We start from the raw sequence: 24,806 nt of genomic DNA, 5'->3' as shown, positions 1-24,806 counted from the left end.
TTCAACTCAAAAGCCTTTCAGGTGTGGAGTGTTCAGTGATCAGAGCGGGTTGGCGGCCGTGCCCTCGCTGCTCAGCAGCACGACCACCGAGGACGGGCCGAGCCCGAGCGCCCTGCGGCGGTCGTCGCCGCCGACGCCGTTGAGCGCCGTACGCAGACCGGCTAGGGCGGCGGCCCCACAGGGACCCGAGGAGACACCGAGGCCGGCGAGGTCGACGGCCGCGCGGGCGCTGTCGGCGTCGGGGATGGCGACAGCGGCGTCAAGACCGCCGTACAGATAGGGCCAGGCAATGCTGGACGGGGTGCCGCAGTTCAACCCGGCCATGCTGGTCTTCCCGGTGGTGACACTGACGAGCGCGCCGAGAGCGAGGCTCTCCAGGACGCAGGCCGCGCTCTCCGGTTCCACCGACAACAGCGCCGGTGCCCGCTCGGAGAGACGACTGCGGTAGTGGGTGACCACTGCCTGGGCCAGCGACCCCACGCCCACGGGTACGGAGACGAGGTCGGGCCCTTCGGTGACCCCGGCGGCCGTCAACTGCTCGTCGATCTCTGCGCAGAGGGTGGAATAGCCCTCGACGATCCAGGCCGGGACCTGCTCATAGCCCGGCCAGGCGGTGTCCTGGACGAGGATGGCGTCCGGCGCCGCAGCGGCCCGAGCCGCCTGTCGAACGGCTTCGTCGTACGGCCCCGGAACTTCGGTGACCTTGGCCTGTTCCTCCACGATGGCAGTCACGGCCCGCGGATGTACGCCCTGCGGGACGAAGACGTGGGCGTGCTGTCCGAGGAGGCGTGCCATACGGGCGACCGCGCGCCCGTGGTTGCCGTCCGTCGCGGTCACCAGAGTGGCCGGACCCGACCCGTGGCCGTTCGCGGCCCGCTCGGCGAGGGCGCGGTGGATCGCCCAGGACGCGCCCAGCGCCTTGAACGCGGGCAGGCCCAAGCGGTGGGACTCGTCCTTGACGAAGACCCGGCCGACCCCCAAATCCTGTGCCAGTGCAGGTAGTTCGGTCAGCGGGGTCGCCGCGTAGTCGGGCAGTGCGGAGTGGAAGTCCCGCACCTCGGCGGGTGCGGGTGCGCACCGCCAGGCGCGGGCGCCGGGCCGCGCGGACCAGGGCAGGCAGGAGAGGTTCTCGGTCACACGGTCAGCGTCCAGCACCCAGTGATGATCGGTCCAGCAGATGTTTCCGACCTATACTCATCGGTGGAGCCGACCATTGGGGTTGCTGCTCCGTGACCGAGGAAGCGGTCCGGCGATGTTCGATCTGCACCGACTGCGCCTGCTGCGCGAGCTGAAACACCGAGGCACCCTGGCAGCCGTCGCCGCAGCCCTCTCCTACGCCCCGTCCTCCATCTCCCAGCAGCTCTCCCAGCTGGAAGCCGAAGTCGGGGTCCCGCTACTGGAACCGGTGGGGAGGCGGGTACGGCTGACCGAGCAGGCCGAGATCCTCGTCGCCCACACCGAGGCGGTGCTCGAACGGCTGGAGCGCGCGGAGGCCGACGTCGCGGCCTCCCTGACGGCGCTGACCGGCACCGTGCGCATCGCCTCGTTCCAGACGGCTGCCCTGGCCGTGGTCCCGACCGCGCTCGGCCTGCTGCGCGACCGGCACCCGCACCTGCGCGTCCACGTCAGGCACATGGAACCGGAAGAGGCTCTCCCCGCCCTGCAGTCGCGTGACTTCGACCTGGTCCTCGCCGAGGAATACCCCGGCAACCCCAACCCGCGTCCCGCCGAGCTCGAACAGGAAGACCTGTTCGACGACCCCCTCCACCTCGCCGTGCCCGAACCGGCCGTGAGGCCGGACGCCGACGGCCCCATGGCGGCGCTGCGCTCACTCGCGGACCACCCCTGGGTGATGGAACCCGAGGGCACAGCCGCCCGGCACTGGGCCACGACCCTGTGCCGCAACGTCGGCTTCGAACCCGACGTACGCTTCGAGACCACCGACCTCCTGCTCCACCTCCGCCTCGTGGAGCAGCACCACGCCGCCGCCTTCCTTCCCGACCTCGTCTGGAACGGGCAACCGCCGACCGTCCCCCTGCGGCAACTCATCCGTGGGCAGCGGACGCGCCGCATCTTCACCGCCGTACGACGAGGTCGCAGCCGGCACCCCACCATCGTGGCCTGCCGCGAGGCCCTCCACCGCGCCGTCGACCCGGCAGTGGTCCCTGAGACCGGTCAGCCTGACTTCTCGTAGTCGGAAACCAGACCCTGGGTCCCGTCAGGGAGTCTCCGGCCCCCGGTACTCACTCATCGCGTCGATGAGCCAGCGGGCCAGGTAGTCGGCGAACGAGGACCGCGGGAGGATTCGGTACGTCGGCTCGTCGTCGACCTGCCACAGCAGTACCGCCACGGGCCCCACCGTGGTCGACAGCGCCCGGCCGGGGCCGAAGGCCCGAGGGTGCAGGTCGAGCGCGCAGCCTTTCTCCAGCACCTGTCGGGCGGTCGGGCCGCTCAGCTCCAGGGTGGTGCGGTTGGCCGAGACGTCGACGACCGAGCCGGGGTCCGCTCCGAGGGCCTCCTTCAAGTCGGCGGACACATAGGTGCCTTCGGAGATTACGAGCCACTCGTCGGGACCGAGCCAGACGATCGTGTGGGCGTCGGATGCGGCGGTGTCGCCGCATTGTCGGGGGAGGGGTGTCCCCAGGACCTTGGCCATGCGGTCGGCTGCCTCGGAGGCGGGATCGACGCGCAGGTTCACCATCGTGAGGAACGGCCGCTCGGCCAGCGCGACGCCCCGGGAGCCGGTGACGGTCGCGGCGCGCATCCGTTCCTCCAGATGTGCCAGGGGGCTGGTGCGCGGTGCCACCGGGCCGGAGCCTGTGTCGGTCGTGGACTCAGCCATCTCGCTTGGTCCCTTCGGGGTCGTAGAGGACGAAGTCGGTCACCTCGACGGGCACCAGGCCCTCACCCACGGGGGCGAGCAGGGTCTCGCCGATCCTCGCCCGCCCGTCGGCGACGAGGGCGAGGGCGAACGGTCGGCCGAGGGCCGGGCTGTGGTAGCTGGAGGTGACGTGGCCGAGCATCGGCACGGGCACCGTCTCCAAGGAGACGTCCGGCGCGACGAGTTGGGCGCCCTCGGGCAGCCGGGTCGTGCGGTCGGTCGGCAGCAGGCCGACCAGTTGCTTGCGATCGGTGCGGCAGGTGGCGGCGCGGGAGTAGGACCGCTTTCCGATGAAGTCCTTCTGCTTCGAGACCACCCAGGACATGCCCGCGTCCTGCGGGGTGACGGTGCCGTCGGTGTCCTGGCCGACGATGATGTAGCCCTTCTCGGCGCGCAGGACGTGCATGGTCTCGGTGCCGTACGGCGTGATGTCGTAGGGCCGGCCGATCGCGTACACCTCCTCCCAGACCGCCAGGCCGTACCAGGCGGAGACGTTGATCTCGTAGGCGAGTTCACCGGAGAAGGAGATCCGGCAGATGCGGGCCGGTATGCCGGAGGCGAGGGTGGTCTCGCGGAAGACCATGAAGGGGAACGCCTCGTTCGACAGGTCGACGTCGGGGGCGAGATGAGCGACGACCTCGCGCGACTGCGGGCCCACGACGGCGATCGTCGCCCACTGCTCGGTCACCGAGGTGCAGTGGACGTCGAGTTCGGGCCACTCCGTCTGCAGCCACTCCTCCAGCCAGTCCAGGACCCCGGCGGCACCGCCGGTCGTGGTGGTCATGAAGTAGCGGTTGTCGTCGAGGCGCAGGGTCACGCCGTCGTCGAAGATCATGCCGTCGGGCTTGCACATGACGCCGTAGCGGGCCATGCCGGGCTTCAGCTTCTTGAAGGCGTTCGTGTACATGCGGTTGAGGAACTCGCCCGCGTCCGCGCCCCAGATCTCGATCTTGCCGAGGGTGGAGGCGTCCATGAACGCCACCCCCTCACGGGCCGCCCGGCACTCGCGGGCCACGGCCGTGTCCATGTCCTCGCCGGGGCCGGGGTAGTACCGGGGCCGCTTCCACTGTCCCACGTCCTCGAACACCGCCCCTTGAGCGACGTGCCAGGTGTGGACGGACGTCGTGCGCTCCGGGTCGAACAACTCGCCGCGCTCACGCCCGGCCAGGGCGGCGAATGCGATCGGCGTGTACGGCGCGCGGTAGGCCGTGGTGCCGATCTCGCCCAGGGAACCGCCGAGGGCCTCGGCGATCACGCCGATGGCGTTGACACCGGAGGTCTTGCCCTGGTCGTTCGCCGTGCCGAGCGAGGTGTAGCGCTTGACGTGCTCCACACCGCGCATGCCGGCACCGGTGGACCGCCAGACATCGGCGACGGTGACGTCGCGTTGGAGATCGACGAAGTGGGTGTCCCAGGTGGCGGGTTCGCCGTCGGGGTCGGGGACCAGCCACAGCGCGCGCACCGGGCCGGGCGCGGATCGCGCATCGCCGAGCGACGGTACGGCGACCGGGAACCCGGCGTCCGTCGCGGCCCGAGCCCCGGCCCGCGCCCCTTCGGCCAGACAGCCGTCGAGGTCGTACGTCCCACGCGCCGCACCCACGGCCTGCTGGTCCCGCACGGTTTCGTCGGGGACGAACGCGACCAGCTCCTCGTCCCAGCGCAGCCGCCCCTGACGCTGGCTGTGCAGGTGCACCACAGGGCTCCACCCGCCCGAGACCGCGAGCAGATCGCAGTCGAACGACTCCGCCGCACCGGTGAGTCGGCCGTCCTCGTCGAGGGCCTGCACGGTGACGCCGGTCAGCCGTCCGCCGCCGGCAGCGGAGACCACCGCACTGCCCGTCACCACGGGCACCCCGGTCGCCCCGGCGACCTCGGCGGCCCTGTGGGAGAGTTCGGGGCGCGCGTCCACGACGGCGGCGATGTCCACCCCGGCGGCGTGGAGATCGGCGACGGTGTCGTACGCGCTGTCGTTGGTCGTGCTGACGACGGCTCGCGAACCCGGCACCACCGCATACCGGTTGAGATACGAACGCACGGCCCCGGCGAGCATCACCCCGGGCAGGTCGTTGCCGGCGAACACCAGCGGACGCTCGTGGGCCCCGGTCGCCAGGACGACCTGGCGGGCCCGGATGTGCCACAGCCGCTGACGCGAGACGCCCTCGGACGGGTCGGGGGCGCCGGCTCCGAGGTGGTCGGTGCGCCGCTGGAGGGCCAGTACGTAGTTGTCGTCGTACGACCCGAAGGCCGTGGTGCGTTGCAGGACCACGACGTCGGGGGCGGCGTCGAGAGCCGCCCGCACCTCGGCGACCCACTCGAGGCCGGTCCGCGTGCCGGAGAGCAGCGAACCGCCGGGCTCGGGCTGGTCGTCGACGAGGATCACCCGGGCGCCGGAGCCGGCGGCAGCGGCGGCGGCGGCGAGTCCGGCAGGTCCGGCGCCGACGACCAGGACGTCGGTGTGGACGTACTTCTTGTCGTACACGGCGGGGTCGGGGGTCGGGTCGAGCCGGCCCATCCCGGAGAGGGTGGTGGCGGACAGCCCGTCGTACAGCTCCACAGTCGTGGCCGGGAGCATGCCCTCCGAGCACGAACCGTCGATCTGCACCAGGGCGTTGGGCTCCTCCACGCCCGCTGCGACGATGCCGCGCGGGCGGCCGCGGTACAGCGACGGGGCCACCTCGACAACACCGTTCGCCAGCATCGCGGAGGCGACGGTGTCACCGGGGTGACCGGTCAGCTCCCGCCCGTCGACGGTGAACCGCAGCACGCGGGCACGGTCGACACGGCCGCCCTGCCGCCGCCGGAATCGCTGGTCGGTCATCGGTCGTTCCCTCCGGCCTGGGGCAGTTCGGGGCGGGGCTCGCCGAGCCGGTAGGAGCTCAGCACCTCGTAAGTGACGGTGTCGCGCAGGACGTTGAACCAGCGTCGGCAGCCGGTGCTGTGCATCCACCGCTCGGCGAAGGGGCCCTTGGGGTTGTCGCGGTAGAAGACGTACTCGGCCCACTGCTCGTCGGTGAGCTGGGCAGGGGTCTCGGGGTAGGGGACATGGGCCTGTCCGCCGTAGTGGTACTCGGTCTCGTCGCGGGGGCCGCACCATGGGCAGCTGATCAGCAGCACGGTGTCCTTCTCTCAACAGGCTTTCAGTGGGCCACGGCTGCCGCGCCGTGCTCGTCGATCAATGCACCCGTCGCGAACCGTTCGAGGGCGAAAGGGGCGTTCAGCGGATGCGGTTCGCCCGTGGCGATGGTGTGCGCGAAGGTCCAGCCGGCGGCCGGGGTGGCCTTGAAACCGCCGGTGCCCCAGCCGCAGTTGACGTAGAGGTTCTCTACGGGCGTGGTCCCGATGATCGGGGAGGCGTCCGGACTGACGTCCACGATGCCGCCCCAGGTCCGCAGCACGTGCGCCCGGGCGAAGACGGGGAACAGCTCGACGGCGGCGGCCATCTGCTGCTCGATGACGTGGAAGGAGCCGCGCTGGCCGTAGCCGTTGTACGAGTCGACGCCCGCGCCCATCACCAGCTCGCCCTTGTGCGCCTGGGAGACATAGACGTGCACGTGATTCGACATGACCACCGTGGGGTGCACCGGCTCGTGCAGCTCGGAGACCAGCGCCTGCAGCGGGTGGGACTGCACCGGCAGCCGCACGCCCGCCCGCTCGGCCAGCACGCTGCTGTGCCCGGCGGACGCCAGACCCACCCGGCCGGCGAGGATGCGGCCCCGGTTGGTCTCGACGCCCACGACCCGGTCGCCGTCCTTGAGGAAGCCGGTGACCTCGCAGCCCTGGATCAGATCGACGCCCATCTCGTCGGCCCGGCGGGCCAGCGCCCAGGCGACGTGGTCGTGCTTGGCGATACCTGCCCGGGGCTGGAAAGTGCCGCCGAGGACCGGATAGCGGGTGCGGGGCGAGACGTTGAGGATGGGGCAGACCTTGGCGACCTCGTCCGGTTCGAGCCACTGGGCGTCGACTCCGTTGAGGCGGTTGGCGTTGACGCGCCGTACGCCCTCGCGGACGTCCTGGAGGGTGTGGGCGAGGTTGAGGACGCCGCGCTGGCTGAACAGGAAGTCGTAGTCCAGCTCCTCCGGGAGGCCCTCCCACAGCTTGAGCGCGTACTCGTAGATCGCCGCGCTCTCGTCCCACAGGTAGTTCGAGCGGATGATCGTGGTGTTGCGCGCCATGTTGCCGCCGGCCAGCCAGCCCTTCTCCAGGACGGCGACGTTGGTGATGCCGTGGTTCTTGGCGAGGTAGTACGCGGTGGCCAGGCCGTGCCCTCCGGCGCCGACGATGACGACGTCGTAGGAGGAACGCGGCTCGGGGTTGCGCCAGAGGAAGTCCGGGTGCTCCGGCAGCGGCTGGGCGGTCATGCCGCGTCTCCGATCAGGTGGGGATTCCCGGTCAGGTGGGGATAGAGGGGGAACGCGCCGGCGAGCTTCGCGACCCGGTCCCGCAGCAGGTCCGCGCGCTCGTCGCCGAGCCGCTCCGCCATCAGGGCCTGCGCGATGATGTCGGCGACCTCGCGGAACTCCGTCTCGCCGAAGCCGCGGGTGGCCAGGGCCGGGGTCCCGATCCGCAGCCCCGACGAGACCATGGGCGGGCGCGGGTCGAACGGCACCGCGTTGCGGTTGACGGTGATGCCGACGCGGTGCAGCCGGTCCTCCGCCTGCTTCCCGTCGAGCGCGGAGTTGCGCAGGTCGACGAGGACCAGATGGACCTCGGTGCCGCCGGTCAGCACGGTGATCCCGGCCTCGGCCACGTCATCGGCAAGCAGCCGTCCGGCGAGGATGCGGGCGCCGTCCAGCGTGCGCCGCTGGCGCTCCTTGAACTCCTCGCCCGCCGCCACCTTGAAGGCCACCGCCTTCGCCGCGATGACATGCTCCAGCGGGCCGCCCTGCTGGCCCGGGAAGACCGCCGAGTTGATCTTCTTCGCCAGGTCGGCACGGCTGAGGATCACCCCGCCGCGCGGCCCGCCGAGGGTCTTGTGCGTGGTGGTCGTCACGACATCGGCGTACGGCACCGGGCTCGGGTGCAGGCCCGCGGCCACCAGCCCGGCGAAGTGCGCCATGTCCACCATCAGGTACGCGCCCACCGCGTCGGCGATCCGCCGGAACGCGGCGAAGTCCAGCCGCCGGGAGTAGGCCGACCAGCCGGCGACGATCATCTTCGGCCGGTGCGCGAGAGCGAGCTGCTCGACCTCGTCCATGTCGACGCGCAGGTCGGACTCGCGCACGTGGTAGGGCACGACGTTGTACAGCTTGCCGGAGTAGTTGATGCGCATGCCGTGGGTCAGGTGACCGCCGTGCGCCAGGTCGAGGCCGAGGATCGTGTCGCCGGGGTCGAGCAGCGCGAACATCGCGGCCGCGTTGGCCTGGGCGCCCGAGTGCGGCTGCACGTTCGCGGCCTCCGCGCCGAACAGTTCCTTCACCCGCGCGATGGCCAACTGCTCGACGACGTCGACGTGTTCGCAGCCGCCGTAGTAGCGCCGGCCCGGGTAGCCCTCGGCGTACTTGTTGGTCAGCACCGAGCCCTGGGCCTCCATGACGGCGGCCGGGGCGAAGTTCTCCGAGGCGATCATCTCCAGGGTGGACTGCTGCCGGTGGAGCTCCGCGCCCACCGCGGCGGCGACATCCGGGTCGAGCTCACCCAGCGGGAGGGAGAGAGGAGAGGCGGACGTGGTGATCGACGGGTTCGCTGCCATCTGTGCACCATCCTGGGAGCCAACTAATGAGCAACTGATATATCAATCTCTGCGGTACGGTATGAGAGCTCGACGGACAGGTCAAGGGGGCTTCATGCAGAACGTGGCGACCGCGCCAAGAGGTGAGGAAGTGTCCCTCGCCGAGCGGGCCTACCGCGCCATCCGCGACCGGCTCGTCATGCTCGAGATCCGCCCGGGCGCGCCGATCAACGAGGACCAGCTCGCGCAGTCCCTCGGCGTCGGACGGACGCCGGTGCGCGAGGCGCTCAAGCGGCTCCAGTACGAGCGGCTCATCACGACCTACCCGCGACGCGGCACCTTCGCCACCGACGTCAACATCACCGACCTGGCGCACATCTCCGAGGTGCGCCTGGAACTGGAACCCCTGGCCGCTGCCCAGGCCGCACGCCGTGCGACGGCCGCGGACCGGGCAGTCCTGACGGCCCTGCGGGTGGAGCTGGAGAGCGAGGGGCCCCGGCAGCGCGACGCCTCCGAGCTCATGCACCTGGACCTTCAGGTCCACCGCGCCATCTACGCCGCCACGCACAATCCGTACCTGGAGGACACCCTCGTCCGCCACGACAACCTGGCGACCCGCATCTGGTGTCTGTTCGTCGACCGGCTGTCCGACATGGCCGGGCATGTCGAGGAGCACGGACCGCTGGTCGAGGCGATCGTCGCCGGTGACCCCGACAAGGCGGCGCAGCTCGCCCGCAGCCATGTCGAGGGCTTCGAACAGGCCATCCGCGAGGCCATCTGATCCGCGCGGGGCACCAGTGATACGCGCGTCCACGTCCCCACGCTGTACGACCCCGATCACCTCAAGGCCGTCCCCGTCTCAGTCGCGTGACGTGATGATGCTGAGCGCGTTGGCGGCGACGATGGCGCCGATGCTCGCCCACTCGAGCCCGCCCAGGTCCTGACCCAGACCGACCAGGCCGACCACGGCCGCGAGCACCGGGTTGACGCTCATGAACAGACCGAAGGCCCGGGCCGGGACGTGGCGGAGGGTGAACAGGTCCGCCAGGTACGGCACGGCCGAGGAGAGGAGCCCGGCCGCGATGGCGCAGGCGAGGGCGCCGGCCGTGGGCGGGTGCTGGACGGCGATGACGATGCCGATGGGCAGGAACATCACGGCGGAGATGCCGGACGCGGCCGCCGCGCCCCGGGCTCCGGGGATGCGCCGGCCGACGGTGCGGTTGAGCAGGATGTACGACGCCCAGCAGACGGCGGCCAGCAGGCCCAGGGCCAGCCCCACATAGTCCGTCGAGGGCTGTGGGCGCATGAGGGTGATGACACCGGCCGCGGCGATCACCGCGCAGCACACGTCCACGCGGCGGCGCGACGTGGCCAGAGCGATGGTGAGCGGGCCGAGGAACTCCAGCGTCACCGCCAGCCCCAGGCCGACGCGCTCGATCGACGAGTACAGCGAGAGGTTCATGGTGCCGAACACCAGGGCCAGCGCGACGACCGGCCACCACTGATGCCACGTGAACGAACGCAGCCTGGGCCTGCTCACGCACAAGAGGACGACGGCGGCGACATACTGCCGCACGGCGACGACACCGACCGGCCCGAGGACGGGGAACGCGAGGGAGCCGATCGCGGCGCCCGTCTGGGTGGACAGTCCGCTGCCGATCATCGTGGCCACACCGGCGAGACGTCCGCCGGTCTGCTTGCGGCCATCGAGAGGGACCGTGGACGAGGGCGCCGCGGCCGGCGCGGACGCGGCAACGAGCGCCGGCGGGGTGGCGGGCGCGGGTGCAGTGGCGGACGCGGGTGCGGGACGGGTGCGCATACGCCGATCGTGCGACCGCTCGATCTTTGCGCAAAATGCGTCCCTGGAGCCATCTATACGCTTGAGTCATGAATGGAGCTGGAGCCACGGATCTGGAGCTGCGGCAGCTGCGCTGTCTCGTCGCCATCGTCGACGAGGGCACGTTCACCGACGCCGCGATCGCCCTCGGCGTCTCCCAGGCGGCCGTGTCCCGCTCGCTGGCCTCGCTGGAACGCGCCCTGGGCGTACGGCTGCTGCGGCGGACCTCCCGGGAGGTGACTCCGACGGGTACCGGGCTGCGGGTCCTGGCGCACGCGCGGCGGGTGCTCGGCGAGGTGGACGACCTGGTCCGGGAGGCCGCCTCCGGGCACGCCCGGCTGCGGATGGGCTACGCCTGGGCGGCGCTCGGCCGGCACACCCCGGCGTTCCAGCGCCGCTGGGCCGCCGCCCACCCCGGCACCGACCTGCAGCTAGTCCGCGTCAACTCGCCCACCGCGGGACTGGTGGAAGGCGCCTGCGATCTGTCCGTCGTCCGCCGGCCGGTGGACGACCGGCGGTTCGAGAGCGCCATCGTCGGACTGGAGCGGCGGTTGTGCGCCGTGGCCACCGACGATCCACTGGCCCGGCGCCGCTCGGTCCGGCTGGCCGACCTCAGCGGCCGTACCCTGCTCGTCGACCGCCGCACCGGGACCACGACGGCCGACCTGTGGCCGCCCGACTCACGTCCGGCGACCGAGGAGACGCACGACGTCGACGACTGGCTCACGGTGATCTCCACCGGCCGCTGCGTCGGCATGACCGCCGAGGCCACCGCCCACCAGTACCCGCGCCCCGGAGTCGTCTACCGGCCGCTGCGGGACGCCGAACCCATTGCCGTACGGCTGGCCTGGTGGCGCGACGACCCGCCTCCCGCAGCTCAGGCGGCGATCGAACTGCTCACGGCGCTCTACCGCGGCGACTGACACACGCACAGAAACCCCCGGGCGACATCACGGGGACGGAGCAGGACACTGGGGCGGGAAGGGCCCTATCCACTTCTCGCGGATCCTGATTGCGCGGTGCGCGGCCGTCATCCGCTTCCCCGCGCCGGTGTGGGTCCTTCCCGTCACCTCCAGCACACCATGCGCGCGGCTGATGCGCCAGGGCCGGTCGGCGCACCTGGGCGGCAGGCGGCGGCGGTAGCGGTGCCAGGAGGTGACAACGCGGGCCCGGCGGGTACCCATGAGCGGATCCCGCCGGGTGCGGGAGCGCCGTCGAACGGAGGTGAGGGCGCCGTGCGGTTCGCGTTCTGTGACGCCGGTGTACGCGGACATCCCCCGGATGCCGTAGGCGCCCGGCGTTGGCCCCCACACGACCCGGGTGACGACCTGCCGCGGCGGGGGTGACCGATGCACAGGCCCCTCACCCCCGACAGGGCGCGCGAGGCGCTCGCCCCCGCTCTGCGCGACGTGCGTGCCGTCGTCTTCGACACCGACGGAGTGATCACCGACTCTGCCCGGGTGCACGCCGCCGCGTGGAAGGTGGCCTTCGACGGCTACCTGCAGGCCCACCCGCCCGAGGACCCCGATCAGCGTCGCCCCTTCGACGTGGGGGACGACTATCTGCGCCACGTGGACGGCAAGTCCCGCCTCGACGGCGCCGCGGCCTTCCTCGCCGCGCGCGGCGTCGACGCGTCGGACGAGACGGTTCGGGCCGTCGCCGAGGACAAGGAGCGCCTCTTCACCGAGAGGCTGCACGAGCACGGCGTCGACGCCTACCCGGGGACCGTACGGCTGGTGCAGGCGCTGCGCGCGGCCGGCGTGCCCCGGGCGGCCGCCTCCGCGTCCCGGCACGCCGGGGAGCTGCTGGAGCGGGCCGGAATCCTCGACCTGTTCGACGCCCTGGTGGACGGCGGTGAGACGGCCCGCCTGGGCCTCGCGGGCAAGCCGGAGCCCGATCTGTTCCTGGAGGCGGTCCGCAGACTCGGCGCCCCCGCCGGTCGGGCCGCGGTCGTCGAGGACGCCCTGGCGGGCGTGGAGGCGGGCCGGCGCGGCGGATTCGCCCTGGTGGTCGGTGTGGACCGGGCCGCGGGCGCCGACACCGGGGCGCGGCTGCTGCGGCACGGCGCCGACATCGTCGTACGGGACCTCGGAGAACTCTGCGCGGGAGGAGTGCCGACGTGATGGACCGGAGCCTGGAGGCCGAGGGAGCTGACCTGAGCTCGGTGGCCGAAGAAGCAGAGCTGATCTCGAAGGCCGACGGAACGGATCTGGGCTCGGAGATCGACGGAACGGGCTGGAGCTGGGAGTACGCGGGCTACAAGCCCGGCGACGAACGACTGCGCGAGTCGCTGTGCACCCTCGGCAACGGCTACTTCGCAAGCCGTGGCGCGCTGCCCGAGTGCGCTGCCGACGACGTCCACTATCCGGGCACGTATGTGGCCGGCATCTACAACCGGCTCACGTCCAAGGTCGCGGGCCGCAAGGTCGAGAACGAGGACATGGTCAACGTCCCGAACTGGCTGCCGCTGCGCTTCCGCCTGCCCGGTGGAGAATGGATCGTCCCCGACACGTCGGACGTGCTCGACCACCGGCTGATGCTGCACCTGTCCGTGGGGCTGCTGGAGCGCCGGACGCGGTACGGCCTGGGCGACGACGGAGTGCTGACGGTGCGTCAGCAGCGGGTGGTGCACATGGCCGACCCCCATCTGGCGGGGCTGCGCACCGAGTTCACGGCCGAGGGATTCTCCGGCCCGCTCGAAGTGGAGGCGGCCCTGGACGGCGGCGTCACCAACTCCGGCGTGGCCCGCTACCGGGACCTGGACGGCCGCCATCTGACCCACATCCACACCGGCACCGCCGCCCCCGACACGGTCTGGCTGCGCTGCCGCACCCGCACCTCCGACATCCGGATCGGCATCGCCTCCCGGCTGACCACCGACGCCGACGTTCCGGTCACGATCAGCCACGAACGGCCGTACGCCATCCAGCGGTTGACCATCGACCTGGAACCGGGCCGCACGGTCACCGTCGACAAGACCGTCGCCCTGCACACCTCCCGCGACCCGGCGATCAGCGACCCGCTGCACGCCGCCGTCGACCGGGTGGGCCGCGCCCCCGGCTTCGACGCGCTGATCGGGTCGCACCTCACGGCCTGGGCCCAGCTCTGGCGCCGCGCCGCACTCGACGTCCCCGGCGAGTCGGGCCGCATCCTGCGGCTGCACCTCTTCCACGTCCTGCAGACGCTCTCCCCGCACACCGCCGGTCTCGACGTGGGAGTCCCGGCCCGCGGACTGCACGGCGAGGCCTACCGCGGCCATGTCTTCTGGGACGAGCTGTTCGTGCTGCCCTACCTCAACATGCACTTCCCGGAGGTCTCCCGCGCCCTGCTCCGCCACCGCCACCGACGCCTCGAACAGGCCTGCACCAGCGCCAGGGCGGCGGGCCACAAGGGCGCGATGTACCCCTGGCAGAGCGGCAGCGACGGCCGTGAGGAGACCCAGCAGCTCCATCTCAATCCGCGCTCGGGACGCTGGCTGCCCGACCACTCCCGGCTCCAGCACCACGTCGGCTCGGCGATCGCGTACAACGTGTGGCAGTACTGCGAGGCCAGTGGCGACATGGAGTTCCTGCACACCAAGGGCGCCGAGATGCTGCTGCAGATCGCCCGCTTCTGGGCGGACAAGGCCGTCTACGACGACAGTCTGGGCCGCCACAGCATCAAGGGCGTCGTCGGCCCCGACGAGTACCACGAGGCGTACCCGGACGCCGGCGCACCCGGCCTGGACGACAACGCGTACACCAACGTCACAGCGGCCTGGGTGCTCACCCGCACCCTGGAACTGCTGGAGAGCCTGCCCGAGCCCCGCCGGCGCGAACTCGCCGAACGCACCGGCCTGGGCGGGGGTGAGCTCGAACGGTGGGACGACGTCTCGCACACGCTCCACGTCCCCTTCCACGACGACGTGATCAGCCAGTTCGCGGGCTACGGCGACCTCGACGAGCTCGACTGGCACGGCTACCGCGAGCAGTACGGCGACATCCGGCGGCTGGACCGGATCCTGGAGGCGGAGGGCGACACGGTCAACCGCTACAAGGCCTCCAAGCAGGCCGACGTCCTGATGCTCGGCTACCTCTTCGCCCCCTCCGAACTGGGCAGCCTGTTCCACCGGCTGGGAGTCCGGCTCGACGAGCACATGTGGCAGCGCACCGTCGACTACTACATGCACCGCACCAGTCACGGCTCCACCCTCAGCGGCCTGGTCCACGGCTGGGTCCTGGCCCGGTGCCGGCGCTCGGAGGCGTGGAAGTTCGTCCAGGAGGCCCTCCAGGGCGACATCGCCGACGTGCAGGGCGGCACCACCGGCGAGGGCATCCACCTCGGCGCCATGGCCGGCACCCTCGACCTCGTCCAGCGCGGCCTGACCGGCCTGGAGACCCGGGGCGGTGCACTGTGGCTCGACCCCGTGCCGCTGCCCGAGCTGTCCTCCTACGGGTTCCCCCTGCGCTACCAGGGCCACTGGGGCGTACGGCTGCGCCTGGAACGAGGGCTGCTGGAGATCGAGGTCCCGTCCTCCGACGCCTCACCGATCGACGTACGGCTGCCCGGTCGCGGTGTGTCGCTGCAACCGGGGGGAACAGGGCGACTGGTGCTGCACGACTGACGCGGCTCATCCTCGGCTCCGACCTGCGCGACGTACCGCCCGGTGCGGGATGCGGCCCGCGGGGAGAGGCTGGGAGGACAAACCCTCGCGGATCCTGCGGGGAAGGCGGATCCTGCGCGGAAAGGGGAGCGCGATGCACGGCCCGGTTGTCGTAGGGGTGGACGGCTCGCCGTCGAGCATGGCGGCCGTGGAGATCGCGGCGCGCGAGGCCGGGCTGCACGGCGTGGGCCTGCGGCTGGTGCACGCCTTCGGCTGGCCGGCCGCACACATCCCGCACGGCGGGCGGCCCTGGGAGCCGAGCGGCGCCGGGATGCGTGAGCTGATCGACGGCACGCTCGCCAAGGCCGAGCAGCGCGCCCACGAGCTTGCGCCGGACGTCGAGATCACGCGTGACATCGCCGTCGGGGAACCGGTGACGGTGCTGGAGATCGAGTCGCGCACCGCGTCCCTCGCGGTGGTGGGAAGCCGGGGCCAGAGCCGGTTCGGCGCCCTGCTGCTCGGCTCCACCGCCGGTCACATGGCCGCCCATGCCGCCTGCCCGGTGCTGGTGGTGCGCGGCAGACCGGATCCGGACGGGCCGGTACTCCTCGCCGTGGACGGTTCGCCCGCGGCCCGGGGAGCCGTCGAGTTCGCCTTCGCGGTGGCGGCCGCGCGCGGCACGGACCTGGTGGCGCTGCACGCCTGGAGCACCCGTTCCGAGCGCGCCTACGAAAGCCCCGCCGACCCGCCCTTCGTGACGTACGACGAGGGCCGGCTGCGCGACGAGGAGGAGCGTGTGCTCGCCGAGGCGCTCGGCGGGCTGCGTGAGCTGTATCCCGACGTCGCCGTGCGCCGCAGGCTGGTGCGCGGCCGGATCCGCCACACCCTCATCGAGGCCAGCGCCGACGCCGGGCTCGTGGTGGTGGGGGCGCGCGGCCGGGGCGGGTTCGCCGGACTGCTGCTCGGCTCGGTCAGTCAGGCGCTGCTCCATCACGCGCAGTGCCCGGTCGCCGTCGTCCGTTCCGGTGCGCAGTGAGGCTCACAGGCTCGCCGCGTGGTCCGGGACGTAGTGCTGCAGATGGCGTGGCGGTCGCTGGTAGCCGGTCGAGGCCGGACGCTCGGGCAGCTCCAGGACGGGCGGGAGCGCGTCCTGGTACGGCACGGAGCCGAGCAGGTGGGCGATCATGTTCAGCCGGGCCCGGCGCTTGTCGTCGCTCTCGACGACGTACCAGGGCGCCTCGGCGATGTCGGTGTGCACCATCATCTCGTCCTTGGCCCGGGAGTACGCCTCCCAGCGGGTAACCGACTCCAGGTCCATCGGGGACAGCTTCCAGCGCCGTACGGGATCCTCCAGCCGACGCCGGAAGCGTTCCTGCTGTTCCTCGTCGCTCACCGAGAACCAGTACTTGCGCAGCTGGATCCCGTCCTCCACGAGCATCCGCTCGAAGAGGGGGCACTGGCGCAGGAAGCGCTGGTACTCCGCCTTGGTGCAGAAGCCCATGACGTGCTCGACACCGGCGCGGTTGTACCAGCTGCGGTCGAACAGCACGATCTCCCCGGCGGCGGGCAGATGCCCGATGTACCGCTGGAAGTACCACTGGGTCCGCTCGCGCTCGGTCGGCTTGGGCAGCGCCGTGATCCGCGCGACCCGGGGGTTGAGGTGCTCCGTGACCCGCTTGATCGTGCCGCCCTTGCCCGCCGCGTCCCGCCCCTCGAAGACGACGACCAGCCGGGCACCCTCGGCCCGCACCCACTCCTGCAGTTTCGCCAACTCCAGCTGCAGACGCAGCAGTTCCTTCTCGTACGCCTTGCGCGGCAGCTTCTCCGCCTTGTTGCCGGCCATGCCGCCTCCCAGCTTCGAACGCCAGAACAGCACCGTACTGACCGGCGACGGTCACTGCACGTCCACCGGCTCCGCCGAGAGGCGGCTACCCGGGTGAGGGGGCGTACGCCACCAGGCTGGGGACAGGTGCGATCCGTGCGGCGGCCTCCGAAGAGCGGAGGCGTCACGTACCGCCGCTGCCGCCCTCGCTCCAGCGCGGGCGTTCCTGCGACGGGCTGGTGCGGGAGGGGATGTTGCCGTGGGCGGGAAGGTCGTGCGGGGTGACCCGCTGGTCGCTCTTCGGCACCTCGGCGGGTTCGCGGTGCTCCCGGACCTCGTGGACCGGGCCCTCGGCGGGCAGCCTGGGCTGTTCCTCGGGACGGGGCGGACGCGGTTCCCGGCGCCTGATCCGGGCGCCCAGGACAAAGGCGCCGATGAGCAGCGCCACGACGACCACCCCGGCGACGAGCAACCCGCCAGCGAGTGCGCCCCGAGCTGCGGCGATGTCCATCCAAGTCGTGTCCATGGGCCCGCGGGTACCCCTGGCACCTCGATGAACACGTAGAGCATCCGTGAAGAACCCGTTTGCCACGACCGGCTGGAACGCCCGGCCACAAGGCGTGAGAGTCGGGTTTGGTGCCCTCGGCTCCGGCTACCCGCCCCTTGTGACATCGCCAGCATCCCAGCAAGAACTCGTCCAGTTCCTCGAGGACCGCTTCGCCTGTGCGCAGGCCTGCACCGAGTGCGCTCGGACCTGCGCCCTGCGTGCGAGCCTCGTCGATCCGGACGCGGCCGAGGACCAGGAACTTGTGCGACGCAAGGGCATCCTGTGTGCCGAGGTGTGCGACACGACCTGCCGTGTGCTGTCCGAGCAGGGCGGCATGGACGAGGGCGCCGAGGCCGCGCTCCGGGTCCAGCTGGAGTGGACCCGGTCCGTGTGCCTGGAATGTGCGCATGTTTTCGACCGGCACCCGGGCGCCGAGGACGCCGCGAAGGCATGCCGTGCCTGCGCACGGGCCTGCACGGACTTCATGAGCACGCTCGACTGACGGGGCTGCACCGCCTCGCCTCAGCGGGTCGCCCCGCATCCCACCGCTCCTCGCCATTCCCAATTTCTGGAACACGTTCTACCGTGTGCGCCGACAGGACCGGCCTTGGGGAGCCTGGAGGCGCCGTGCATCTCGAATACACGCCCGAGCAGCAGCGGCTGCGCACCGAACTGCGCGAGTACTTCGCCAAGTTGGTGCCCGACCTCGCACAGACCCGCTTCACCGACCCGGCCGCCCAGAAGCGCTACTACCGCAGGACGATCCGCCGGCTCGGCACGGACGGCTGGCTCGGCGTGGGCTGGCCCAAGGAGTACGGCGGCCGCGGCCTGACCGCGATGGAACAGTTCATCTTCTTCGACGAGGCGGCCCAGGCGGGCGTACCGCTGCCGCTGATGGCGCTCAACACCGTCGGCCCGACGATCATGCAGTACGGCACGGACGAACAGAAGGCGTACTTCCTGCCGAAGATCCTCTCCGGCGAGATCGACTTCGCGATCGGCTACAGCGAGCCCGACGCGGGCACCGACCTGGCCGCCCTGCGGACACGCGCCGTGCGCGACGGCGACGCGTACGTCGTCACCGGCCAGAAGATCTGGACGACCAACGGCGACACCGCCGACTGGGTCTGGCTGGCCGTCCGCACCGACCCGGACGCCCCGCCCCACAAGGGCATCACCATGCTCCTCGTCCCGACCACCGACCCGGGCTACTCCTGCACCCTCATCAACACCCTCGCCTCGCACGACACCACCGCCAGCTACTACGAGAACATCCGCGTCCCGGTCTCCCGCCGCGTCGGCGCCGAGAACCAGGGCTGGCGCCTGATCACCAACCAGCTCAACCACGAGCGCGTCACCCTCGCCGCCCACGGCACCATGGCCATTCGTGCCCTGCACGACGTCCAGCGCTGGGCCATGGAGACCAAGCTCGCCGACGGCCGCCGGGTGGTCGACCTCCCCTGGGTGCGCCGCCGGCTCGCCCAGACCCACGCCAAGCTCGACGCCCTCAAGCTCCTGAACTGGAAGATGGTGAGCGCCGTGCAGGAGGGCACGCTCACCCCACAGGACGCCTCCGCGGTGAAGGTCTACGGCTCCGAGGCGCGCCGGGACGCGTACGCCTGGCTGATGGAAATCGTCGCCGCACCAGGCGCGCTGAAGGAGGGTTCGGCGGGGGCCGTACTGCACGGCGAGCTGGAGCGCGGCTACCGCTCGGCCGTCATCTTCACCTTCGGCGGCGGCAACAACGAGATCCAGCGGGAGATCATCTCGTGGATCGGGCTGGGGATGCCGAGGGTGCGGCGTTAGCCTGCGGGCATGGGCGATTCCGGGCTGTTCACCCCGAGTTCCGTGACCTGGCAGATGCACGGCGACCCCATGATGTGGGTCGCCGGAATCCGCGCGCTCTACTTCCAGGCCCTCCATCCGCGTGCCGTACGCGGCGTCATGCAGAACAGCGACTTCCGGCACGACGCCTGGGGCCGCCTCCTGCGCACCGCCAACTTCGTCGGGACGATCTCGTACGGCACCACCGAGGCCGCCGAGAAGGCGGGCGCACGTGTGCGGAAGATCCACAGCATGCTGAGCGCCACCGACCCGGACACGGGGGAGCGGTACGGCGTCGACGAACCCGATCTGCTGCTGTGGGTGCACTGCGCGGAGATCGACTCGTATCTGCAGGTCGCGCGGCGCTCCGGGTTCCGCCTCACCGACGTGCAGGCCGACCGCTACATCGACGAACACCGGGTCAGCGCCCGTCTGGTGGGCCTGGACCCCGACGCCGTACCGGCGAACCAGGCCGAGATGGCGGCATACTTCGAGAAGGTGCGGCCCGAGCTCGCGTGCGGATCCGAGGCACGCGCGGTGGACGACTTCCTGCTCCGCCCGCCGACGCATGCCCTTCTCGTCCCGGCGCGCGAGGTGCTGTGGCGGCGCGTGGCGCAGCTGGCGTACGCCGCTCTGCCGCCGTACGCCCACGAGCTGTACGGCAGACCGGCGCCGAAACCCGCCACCGTCACCCGTCAGTTGCGTGCCACGGGCACCCTGCTGCGCGCTGTTCCCGCACGTCTGCGCTGGCAACTCCCGCCCAAACACATCGTGCGGGCCATGGCACGACTCGGCCCCGGCTCGCGCCCGGCACCGTACAAACTCGGACGATAGCTCGCCATACTGGACGAGCCGGGGGAGGGCAAGGCTGACCGTGACGGGGGGCGATCGCGGGCGATGGGGGACAGCAGGCTGATCCAGGGCCGGTACCGACTGCTCGATCCGATCGGGCGCGGCGGTATGGGCGAGGTCTGGCGTGCGCGCGACGAGTCGCTGGGCCGGCATGTCGCCGTGAAGTGCCTCAAGCCGCTGGGACCGCATCACGACCACTCCTTCATGCGTGTCCTGCGGGAGCGGTTTCGCCGCGAGGCGCGGGTGGCCGCGGCTCTCCAGCACCGCGGGGTGACCGTGGTCCATGACTTCGGCGAGTCCGACGGGGTTCTGTTCCTGGTCATGGAGTTGCTCCAGGGGCGCAATCTCAGCCAGCTCCTGGAGGACAACAAGCACCATCCGCTGCCCGTCGCGGACGTCGTCGAGATCGCCGACCAGGTCGCCGCCGCCCTCGCCTACACCCACCAGCAGGGCATCGTGCACCGCGACCTGAAGCCCGCGAACATCATGCGGCTCGCCGACGGCACGGTGAAGATCTGCGACTTCGGCATAGCGCGCCTCGCCCATGACATCGGCTTCACCTCCCGGCTGACCGGCACCGGCATCGCGATGGGCACCCCGCACTACATGTCGCCGGAGCAGATCGGCGGGGAGGAGGTGGACCAGCGCAGCGACCTGTACTCGCTGGGGTGCGTGCTGTACGAGATCGCCACCGGGGTACCGCCGTTCGACCTGGACGACCCCTGGGCGATCCTCGTCGGCCACCGCGACACCGCGCCCCGGCCGCCGCGCAGCCACCGCGCCGAGCTGCCCGAGTACTTCGAGCAGGTCATCCTCGACCTGCTGGCGAAGCGCCCCGAGGAACGCCCGCACGACGGACGCGAGTTGGGCCGCCGGATCGGCCTGGGCCGTACGACACCGGCGTATGTGCCGACCGTGGTGACCCCGCAGCCGGAGCTCAGGCCCCCGGCGCCCGTGACCCGCGAGCCCCGCCTGCCGTCCTGGACCCGCGGCATGACCACCGGCCACAAGGCCACCGGCGCCGGCCTGCGCACCACACCGCCGGACGCGGGGGCCGGGCTCACCGGCGAGTGGATCCCCCGGCCCACGACCGGCCGGCCCGAGGGGCCCGCCGAACCCGACGAAGCGCCCGCCCCTTCCGCGGCGGCGCTCGCGGCGCTGGCCGGACGGCACAACGCCGGTCTCAGCCTGGGCCGACTGGGCCGCTGGACCGAGGCGGGCGAGGTGCACCGGGCCGTCGCCGCCGAGCGTGAGCACCTCCTCGGTCCCGACCACCCGGACACCCTCGCCAGCCGCTACGAGGTCGCCTTCACCCTCAGCCGCACCGGCCGCGCCGCCGACGCCCTGCGGGAGTACAAGCACGTCGCCCGCGCCCGCAGCCTCTCGCTCGGCCCCGACCACCCCGAGACGCTCGCCGCCCGGCAGGAAATGGCATACGTGCTCGGCCAGTTGGGCCGCCACTTCGACGCGCACCAGGTCTACACGTCCGTACTGACGGCACGGGAACGCGCGATCGGCGCCGACCACCCCGACACGCTGCGCTGCCGCCACAACCTCGCCTTCAACCTGAGCAGGCTCGGCCGCCTGGAGGACTCGTACCGCATGGCCGGCGAGGTCGCCGTCGCGCGCGCCCGCGTCCTCGGCCCGCACCACCCCGACACCCTGGTCACGCGCTACGAAGTCGCCTACGCGCTCGGCCAGTTGGGCCGCTGGACCGAGGCCCTGCAGACCTACCGCGACGTCGCCGACGCCCGCGCCCAAGCCCTCGGCCCGGACCACCCCGACACGCTCGCCGCCCGCTACGAGGTCGGCATCAGCCTCGGCCGCCTCGGCCGGAGCGCGGAGGCGCTCCAGCTCTACCTCGACCTGATCGACGACCGCACCCGAGTCCACGGCCCCGCCCACCCCGAGACCCTGCGCGCCCGCCACGGCCTGGGCGTGAACCTCGGGCGCCTCGGGCGCTGGGAGGAGGCCCTCGCCGAGTCCCGTGACGTGTGCGCGATCCGTGAGCGCGTGCTGGGACCCGACCACACCGACACCGTGGTCAGCCGACGCGAGGTCGCGGTGAGCCTGGGCTGGCTGGGCCGCTGGCCGGATGCGCTCACCGAGTACCGCAGGGTGGCCACCGCCCGCGAACAGGTCCTCGGCGCCGACCACCCCGACACCCTCGCCAGCCGGAACGACGAGGCCCACTGCCTGGAGCAGCTCGGGCGGGGCGCGGAGGCGGTCGAACTGTACCGGAGGGTGGCGGTGCTGCGGCAGCAGCGGGCGTCCGGAGGCCGGTGAAGCCCGGTGGCGAGGCGTGACTCCGGTGCGTCCCACCTATGGCCGACCTAGATCATCACGTGTTACGAAGAACCATGCCAGCACACGAGGGACACCCGGGACACCGTACGTACGACGCCGTTATCGTCGGCGGAGGCCACAACGGTCTGGTCGCCGCCGCCTACCTGGCCCGGGCCGGACGGTCCGTGCTGGTGCTGGAGCGACTGGACCGCACCGGGGGCGCCGCGGTCTCCACACGCCCGTTCGCCGGCGTCGACGCTCGGCTCTCCCGCTACTCGTACCTGGTCAGCCTGCTGCCCAAGAAGGTCGTCCGGGACCTCGGCCTGGACTTCCGCGTCCGTACGCGCAATGTCTCCTCGTACACGCCCGTCGACCGGGACGGACGGCCGACCGGACTGCTCGTGGGCGGCGGCGAGCGGCGCACCCGGGAGGCGTTCGCCCGGCTGACCGGGGGTGAGCGCGAGTACGCGGCCTGGCAGCGCTTCTACGCCATGACCGGCGAGGTCGCCCAGCGGGTCTTCCCGACACTCACCGAGCCCCTGCCGAGCCGCGAGGAACTGCGCCGCCGGGTGGACGACGAGGAAGCCTGGCGGACCCTCTTCGAGGAGCCGATCGGCGTCGCGATCGAGGACCGCTTCACGGACGACCTGATCCGGGGCGTGGTCCTGACGGACGCCCTGATCGGCACCTTCGCCGACGCCCATGACGCCTCGCTCAAGCAGAACCGTTGCTTCCTGTACCACGTGATCGGCGGCGGCACCGGCGACTGGGACGTCCCCGTCGGCGGCATGGGCGCCCTCACCGACGCCCTGGCCACGGCCGCACGCGACGCCGGCGCGGTCCTCGTCACCGGGCACGAGGCGGTACGGATCGACACGGACGGACGTACGGCGGAGATCAGCTATCGCACGGCCGACGGTGAGGGCGTCGTCGCCGCCCGGCACGTCCTGGTGAACGCCTCCCCGCAGGAACTCGCCGCCCTCACCGGCGGCACCACCCCGGCCCCCGCCGAGGGCGCCCAGCTCAAGGTGAACATGCTGCTCAAGCGCCTGCCCCGGCTGCGCGACAGCTCCGTCGACCCGCGTGAGGCGTTCGCCGGCACCTTCCACATCGCCGAGGGCTACGACCAGCTGGCCACCGCCCACGCCCAGGCCGCCGCCGGGGAACTCCCCGCCGCCCCGCCGTCCGAGATCTACTGCCACTCGCTGACCGACCCGACGATCCTCGGCCCCGCCCTGGTCGAGCGGGGCTACCAGACCCTCACCCTGTTCGGTCTGCACACCCCGGCCCGGCTCTTCGAGCGCGACAACGACGCCGTACGCGACGAACTGCTGAAGTCGACGCTCGCCCAGCTGGACGCCCACCTCGCCGAGCCGCTCGCCGACTGTCTGGCGACGGACGCCGACGGACGGCCCTGCATCGAGGCGAAGACCCCGCTGGACCTCGAGCGTGACCTGCGCCTGCCCGGCGGCAACATCTTCCACCGCGACCTGGCCTGGCCGTACGCCCAGGAGGACACCGGCCGCTGGGGCGTGGAGACCCGCCACCCGAACGTGCTGCTGTGCGGGGCGGGCGCGGTGCGCGGGGGAGGGGTGAGCGGGGTGCCGGGGCACAACGCGGCGATGGCGGTGCTGGAGGCGGTCGGCGACTGACGCCCTCCCGGCTCAGGCCCGGACGCCGCCGTCCACCTGAAGGATCACGCCGGTGACGTAGGACGCGCGGTCGCTCAGCAGCCATGCGGCAGCCTGGGCGACCTCCTCGGGGTCGGCGGCCCGGCCCAACGGGTTCTGTGCGGTGAGCCGGTCGATGATGCCGGGGGAGTTCCGCTCCCACTCGTCGACCATCTCGGTGCGGGTGAGGCCGGGTGCGACGGCGTTGACACGGATGCCCTCCCGGCCGTACGTGACGGCCGCCGACGCGGTGAGGCTGTTGACGGCCCGCTTCATCGCGCCGTACACGGGCAGCTCGGGGTTGGCCGCCAGGCTGCCCACGCTGGAGTTGTTGACGATCGCCCCGCGCCCGGCGGTGGCTCGGATGGCGGCGATCTCGGCCTTCATGGCCAGCCACGGTCCCCGGAGGTTGACCGCGCCGACCCGGTCGAACTCGGCCTCCGTCAGCTGGTCCAGCGGACCGGGCGGCTGGATCGTCGCACCGTTGTTGAAGGCGACGTCCAGGCGGCCGTACAGCTCCACGGCCCGGTCGACGGCGGCCCGGACGCTGTCCCCGTCGGCCAGGTCGCACCGCACGTGGTCGGCGGTGCCCCCGGCCGCCCGGATGTCCTCGGTGACCGCCTTGAGCTGCGTCTCGGTGCGCGCCGCGAGCAGCACGCGGGCCCCTTCCCGGGCGAACAGCCGAGCGGCGGCTGCGCCGATGCCGCGGCCGGCGCCGGTGACGAACGCGACCTTGCCGTCGAGCAGGCCTGTCGGTGTGATCGGTGTGTTGTCCATGCCGATGGGTGCGTTGTTGTCCATGCGATCGAGCCTGTGACCGGCCGCGCCGCTCATCCA

21 protein-coding genes are annotated in these 24,806 nt (G+C 71.8%); 11 read left to right on the top strand and 10 right to left on the bottom strand.

The window, feature by feature from the left end; translation table 11 throughout:
• Positions 1-39: 39 nt before the first annotated feature.
• Positions 40-1,137: a diaminopropionate ammonia-lyase gene (locus ACZ7M7_RS29880; protein WP_472122010.1), complete on the bottom strand. Its 1,098-nt coding sequence runs from the start codon at positions 1,135-1,137 to the stop codon at positions 40-42.
• A gap of 115 nt (positions 1,138-1,252) precedes the next feature.
• Here ACZ7M7_RS29880 and ACZ7M7_RS29875 point away from each other — a divergent pair, with 115 nt between their 5' ends.
• The gene (locus ACZ7M7_RS29875; protein WP_383597767.1) at positions 1,253-2,194 is read left to right on the top strand and encodes a LysR family transcriptional regulator; all 942 of its coding nucleotides are present in this window, start codon (positions 1,253-1,255) and stop codon (positions 2,192-2,194) included.
• Between the two features lie 24 nt (positions 2,195-2,218).
• On the opposite strand, the gene ACZ7M7_RS29870 is transcribed toward ACZ7M7_RS29875, so the two are convergent.
• The 5 genes from ACZ7M7_RS29870 to glyA are packed head-to-tail and all read right to left on the bottom strand — an operon-like array spanning position 2,219 to position 8,570.
• Positions 2,219-2,842 (bottom strand): sarcosine oxidase subunit gamma, encoded by a 624-nt coding sequence (locus ACZ7M7_RS29870; protein WP_383625838.1) that lies wholly within the window; start codon positions 2,840-2,842, stop codon positions 2,219-2,221.
• Positions 2,835-5,699: a sarcosine oxidase subunit alpha family protein gene (locus ACZ7M7_RS29865; RefSeq protein ID WP_472122007.1), complete on the bottom strand. Its 2,865-nt coding sequence runs from the start codon at positions 5,697-5,699 to the stop codon at positions 2,835-2,837. The genes ACZ7M7_RS29870 and ACZ7M7_RS29865 overlap by 8 nt, the downstream gene beginning before the upstream one ends.
• Complete coding sequence (locus ACZ7M7_RS29860) at positions 5,696-5,995, bottom strand: sarcosine oxidase subunit delta (RefSeq protein ID WP_472122005.1); 300 nt, start codon at positions 5,993-5,995, stop codon at positions 5,696-5,698. The genes ACZ7M7_RS29865 and ACZ7M7_RS29860 overlap by 4 nt, the downstream gene beginning before the upstream one ends.
• A gap of 23 nt (positions 5,996-6,018) precedes the next feature.
• On the bottom strand, positions 6,019-7,239 hold the full coding sequence (locus ACZ7M7_RS29855; RefSeq protein WP_383625833.1) for a sarcosine oxidase subunit beta family protein: 1,221 nt from the start codon (positions 7,237-7,239) through the stop codon (positions 6,019-6,021).
• On the bottom strand, positions 7,236-8,570 hold the full coding sequence (gene glyA / locus ACZ7M7_RS29850; protein WP_472122002.1) for a serine hydroxymethyltransferase: 1,335 nt from the start codon (positions 8,568-8,570) through the stop codon (positions 7,236-7,238). The genes ACZ7M7_RS29855 and glyA overlap by 4 nt, the downstream gene beginning before the upstream one ends.
• A gap of 94 nt (positions 8,571-8,664) precedes the next feature.
• Between glyA and ACZ7M7_RS29845 the strand changes: the two genes are divergently transcribed.
• Positions 8,665-9,330 carry a GntR family transcriptional regulator gene (locus ACZ7M7_RS29845; RefSeq protein WP_383597752.1) on the top strand — a complete coding sequence of 222 codons (666 nt, stop codon included), beginning with the start codon at positions 8,665-8,667 and terminating at the stop codon, positions 9,328-9,330.
• A gap of 78 nt (positions 9,331-9,408) precedes the next feature.
• On the opposite strand, the gene ACZ7M7_RS29840 is transcribed toward ACZ7M7_RS29845, so the two are convergent.
• Complete coding sequence (locus ACZ7M7_RS29840; protein ID WP_472121999.1) at positions 9,409-10,368, bottom strand: EamA family transporter; 960 nt, start codon at positions 10,366-10,368, stop codon at positions 9,409-9,411.
• A 68-nt stretch (positions 10,369-10,436) separates the two neighbouring features.
• Here ACZ7M7_RS29840 and ACZ7M7_RS29835 point away from each other — a divergent pair, with 68 nt between their 5' ends.
• From ACZ7M7_RS29835 to ACZ7M7_RS29820, 4 genes are all read left to right on the top strand, one after another.
• On the top strand, positions 10,437-11,309 hold the full coding sequence (locus ACZ7M7_RS29835) for a LysR family transcriptional regulator (protein ID WP_472121996.1): 873 nt from the start codon (positions 10,437-10,439) through the stop codon (positions 11,307-11,309).
• 426 nt (positions 11,310-11,735) lie between these two features.
• Positions 11,736-12,509 (top strand): HAD family hydrolase, encoded by a 774-nt coding sequence (locus ACZ7M7_RS29830; RefSeq protein WP_472121993.1) that lies wholly within the window; start codon positions 11,736-11,738, stop codon positions 12,507-12,509.
• A complete protein-coding gene (locus tag ACZ7M7_RS29825; RefSeq protein ID WP_472122488.1) occupies positions 12,509-14,989 on the top strand; it encodes a glycoside hydrolase family 65 protein in 2,481 nt (826 codons plus the stop codon). The genes ACZ7M7_RS29830 and ACZ7M7_RS29825 overlap by 1 nt, the downstream gene beginning before the upstream one ends.
• Positions 14,990-15,122: 133 nt before the next feature.
• Complete coding sequence (locus ACZ7M7_RS29820) at positions 15,123-16,004, top strand: universal stress protein (protein WP_472121990.1); 882 nt, start codon at positions 15,123-15,125, stop codon at positions 16,002-16,004.
• 3 nt (positions 16,005-16,007) lie between these two features.
• Here ACZ7M7_RS29820 and ppk2 read toward each other — a convergent pair whose 3' ends face one another.
• Entirely contained in the window at positions 16,008-16,811 is an 804-nt protein-coding gene (ppk2, locus tag ACZ7M7_RS29815; protein WP_383597740.1) for a polyphosphate kinase 2, read from the bottom strand.
• Positions 16,812-16,974: 163 nt separating this feature from the next.
• On the bottom strand, positions 16,975-17,316 hold the full coding sequence (locus ACZ7M7_RS29810) for a DUF6479 family protein (RefSeq protein WP_383625822.1): 342 nt from the start codon (positions 17,314-17,316) through the stop codon (positions 16,975-16,977).
• A 139-nt stretch (positions 17,317-17,455) separates the two neighbouring features.
• Between ACZ7M7_RS29810 and ACZ7M7_RS29805 the strand changes: the two genes are divergently transcribed.
• The 5 genes from ACZ7M7_RS29805 to ACZ7M7_RS29785 all read left to right on the top strand — a co-directional run bounded on the left by ACZ7M7_RS29805 (position 17,456) and on the right by ACZ7M7_RS29785 (position 23,951).
• Positions 17,456-17,839: a four-helix bundle copper-binding protein gene (locus ACZ7M7_RS29805; protein ID WP_383597735.1), complete on the top strand. Its 384-nt coding sequence runs from the start codon at positions 17,456-17,458 to the stop codon at positions 17,837-17,839.
• 125 nt (positions 17,840-17,964) lie between these two features.
• Entirely contained in the window at positions 17,965-19,143 is a 1,179-nt protein-coding gene (locus ACZ7M7_RS29800) for an acyl-CoA dehydrogenase family protein (RefSeq protein ID WP_472121986.1), read from the top strand.
• Positions 19,144-19,152: 9 nt separating this feature from the next.
• Positions 19,153-19,995 carry an oxygenase MpaB family protein gene (locus ACZ7M7_RS29795; protein WP_472121983.1) on the top strand — a complete coding sequence of 281 codons (843 nt, stop codon included), beginning with the start codon at positions 19,153-19,155 and terminating at the stop codon, positions 19,993-19,995.
• 63 nt (positions 19,996-20,058) lie between these two features.
• A complete protein-coding gene (locus ACZ7M7_RS29790) occupies positions 20,059-22,299 on the top strand; it encodes a serine/threonine-protein kinase (protein ID WP_472121980.1) in 2,241 nt (746 codons plus the stop codon).
• A gap of 74 nt (positions 22,300-22,373) precedes the next feature.
• Positions 22,374-23,951: a phytoene desaturase family protein gene (locus ACZ7M7_RS29785; RefSeq protein ID WP_472121977.1), complete on the top strand. Its 1,578-nt coding sequence runs from the start codon at positions 22,374-22,376 to the stop codon at positions 23,949-23,951.
• Positions 23,952-23,963: 12 nt separating this feature from the next.
• Here ACZ7M7_RS29785 and ACZ7M7_RS29780 read toward each other — a convergent pair whose 3' ends face one another.
• Positions 23,964-24,803 (bottom strand): SDR family NAD(P)-dependent oxidoreductase, encoded by an 840-nt coding sequence (locus ACZ7M7_RS29780; RefSeq protein WP_472121974.1) that lies wholly within the window; start codon positions 24,801-24,803, stop codon positions 23,964-23,966.
• Positions 24,804-24,806 lie beyond the last annotated feature (3 nt).

This window comes from Streptomyces sp. NPDC111606 (assembly GCF_055656945.1).
Note: the sequence above shows the minus strand (reverse complement) of the source record. Positions and strands in the feature narration are given on the sequence as shown.

Coding starts and splice junctions, on each gene's coding strand:
- ACZ7M7_RS29875 (WP_383597767.1), top strand. CDS start 1,253: ATGTTCGATCTGCACCGACTGCGCCTGCTGCGCGAGCTGAAACACCGA.
- ACZ7M7_RS29870 (WP_383625838.1), bottom strand. CDS start 2,842: ATGGCTGAGTCCACGACCGACACAGGCTCCGGCCCGGTGGCACCGCGC.
- ACZ7M7_RS29865 (WP_472122007.1), bottom strand. CDS start 5,699: ATGACCGACCAGCGATTCCGGCGGCGGCAGGGCGGCCGTGTCGACCGT.
- ACZ7M7_RS29855 (WP_383625833.1), bottom strand. CDS start 7,239: ATGACCGCCCAGCCGCTGCCGGAGCACCCGGACTTCCTCTGGCGCAAC.
- glyA (WP_472122002.1), bottom strand. CDS start 8,570: ATGGCAGCGAACCCGTCGATCACCACGTCCGCCTCTCCTCTCTCCCTC.
- ACZ7M7_RS29845 (WP_383597752.1), top strand. CDS start 8,665: ATGCAGAACGTGGCGACCGCGCCAAGAGGTGAGGAAGTGTCCCTCGCC.
- ACZ7M7_RS29840 (WP_472121999.1), bottom strand. CDS start 10,368: ATGCGCACCCGTCCCGCACCCGCGTCCGCCACTGCACCCGCGCCCGCC.
- ACZ7M7_RS29835 (WP_472121996.1), top strand. CDS start 10,437: ATGAATGGAGCTGGAGCCACGGATCTGGAGCTGCGGCAGCTGCGCTGT.
- ACZ7M7_RS29830 (WP_472121993.1), top strand. CDS start 11,736: ATGCACAGGCCCCTCACCCCCGACAGGGCGCGCGAGGCGCTCGCCCCC.
- ACZ7M7_RS29825 (WP_472122488.1), top strand. CDS start 12,509: ATGGACCGGAGCCTGGAGGCCGAGGGAGCTGACCTGAGCTCGGTGGCC.
- ACZ7M7_RS29820 (WP_472121990.1), top strand. CDS start 15,123: ATGCACGGCCCGGTTGTCGTAGGGGTGGACGGCTCGCCGTCGAGCATG.
- ppk2 (WP_383597740.1), bottom strand. CDS start 16,811: ATGGCCGGCAACAAGGCGGAGAAGCTGCCGCGCAAGGCGTACGAGAAG.
- ACZ7M7_RS29810 (WP_383625822.1), bottom strand. CDS start 17,316: ATGGACACGACTTGGATGGACATCGCCGCAGCTCGGGGCGCACTCGCT.
- ACZ7M7_RS29795 (WP_472121983.1), top strand. CDS start 19,153: ATGGGCGATTCCGGGCTGTTCACCCCGAGTTCCGTGACCTGGCAGATG.
- ACZ7M7_RS29790 (WP_472121980.1), top strand. CDS start 20,059: ATGGGGGACAGCAGGCTGATCCAGGGCCGGTACCGACTGCTCGATCCG.
- ACZ7M7_RS29785 (WP_472121977.1), top strand. CDS start 22,374: ATGCCAGCACACGAGGGACACCCGGGACACCGTACGTACGACGCCGTT.
- ACZ7M7_RS29780 (WP_472121974.1), bottom strand. CDS start 24,803: ATGAGCGGCGCGGCCGGTCACAGGCTCGATCGCATGGACAACAACGCA.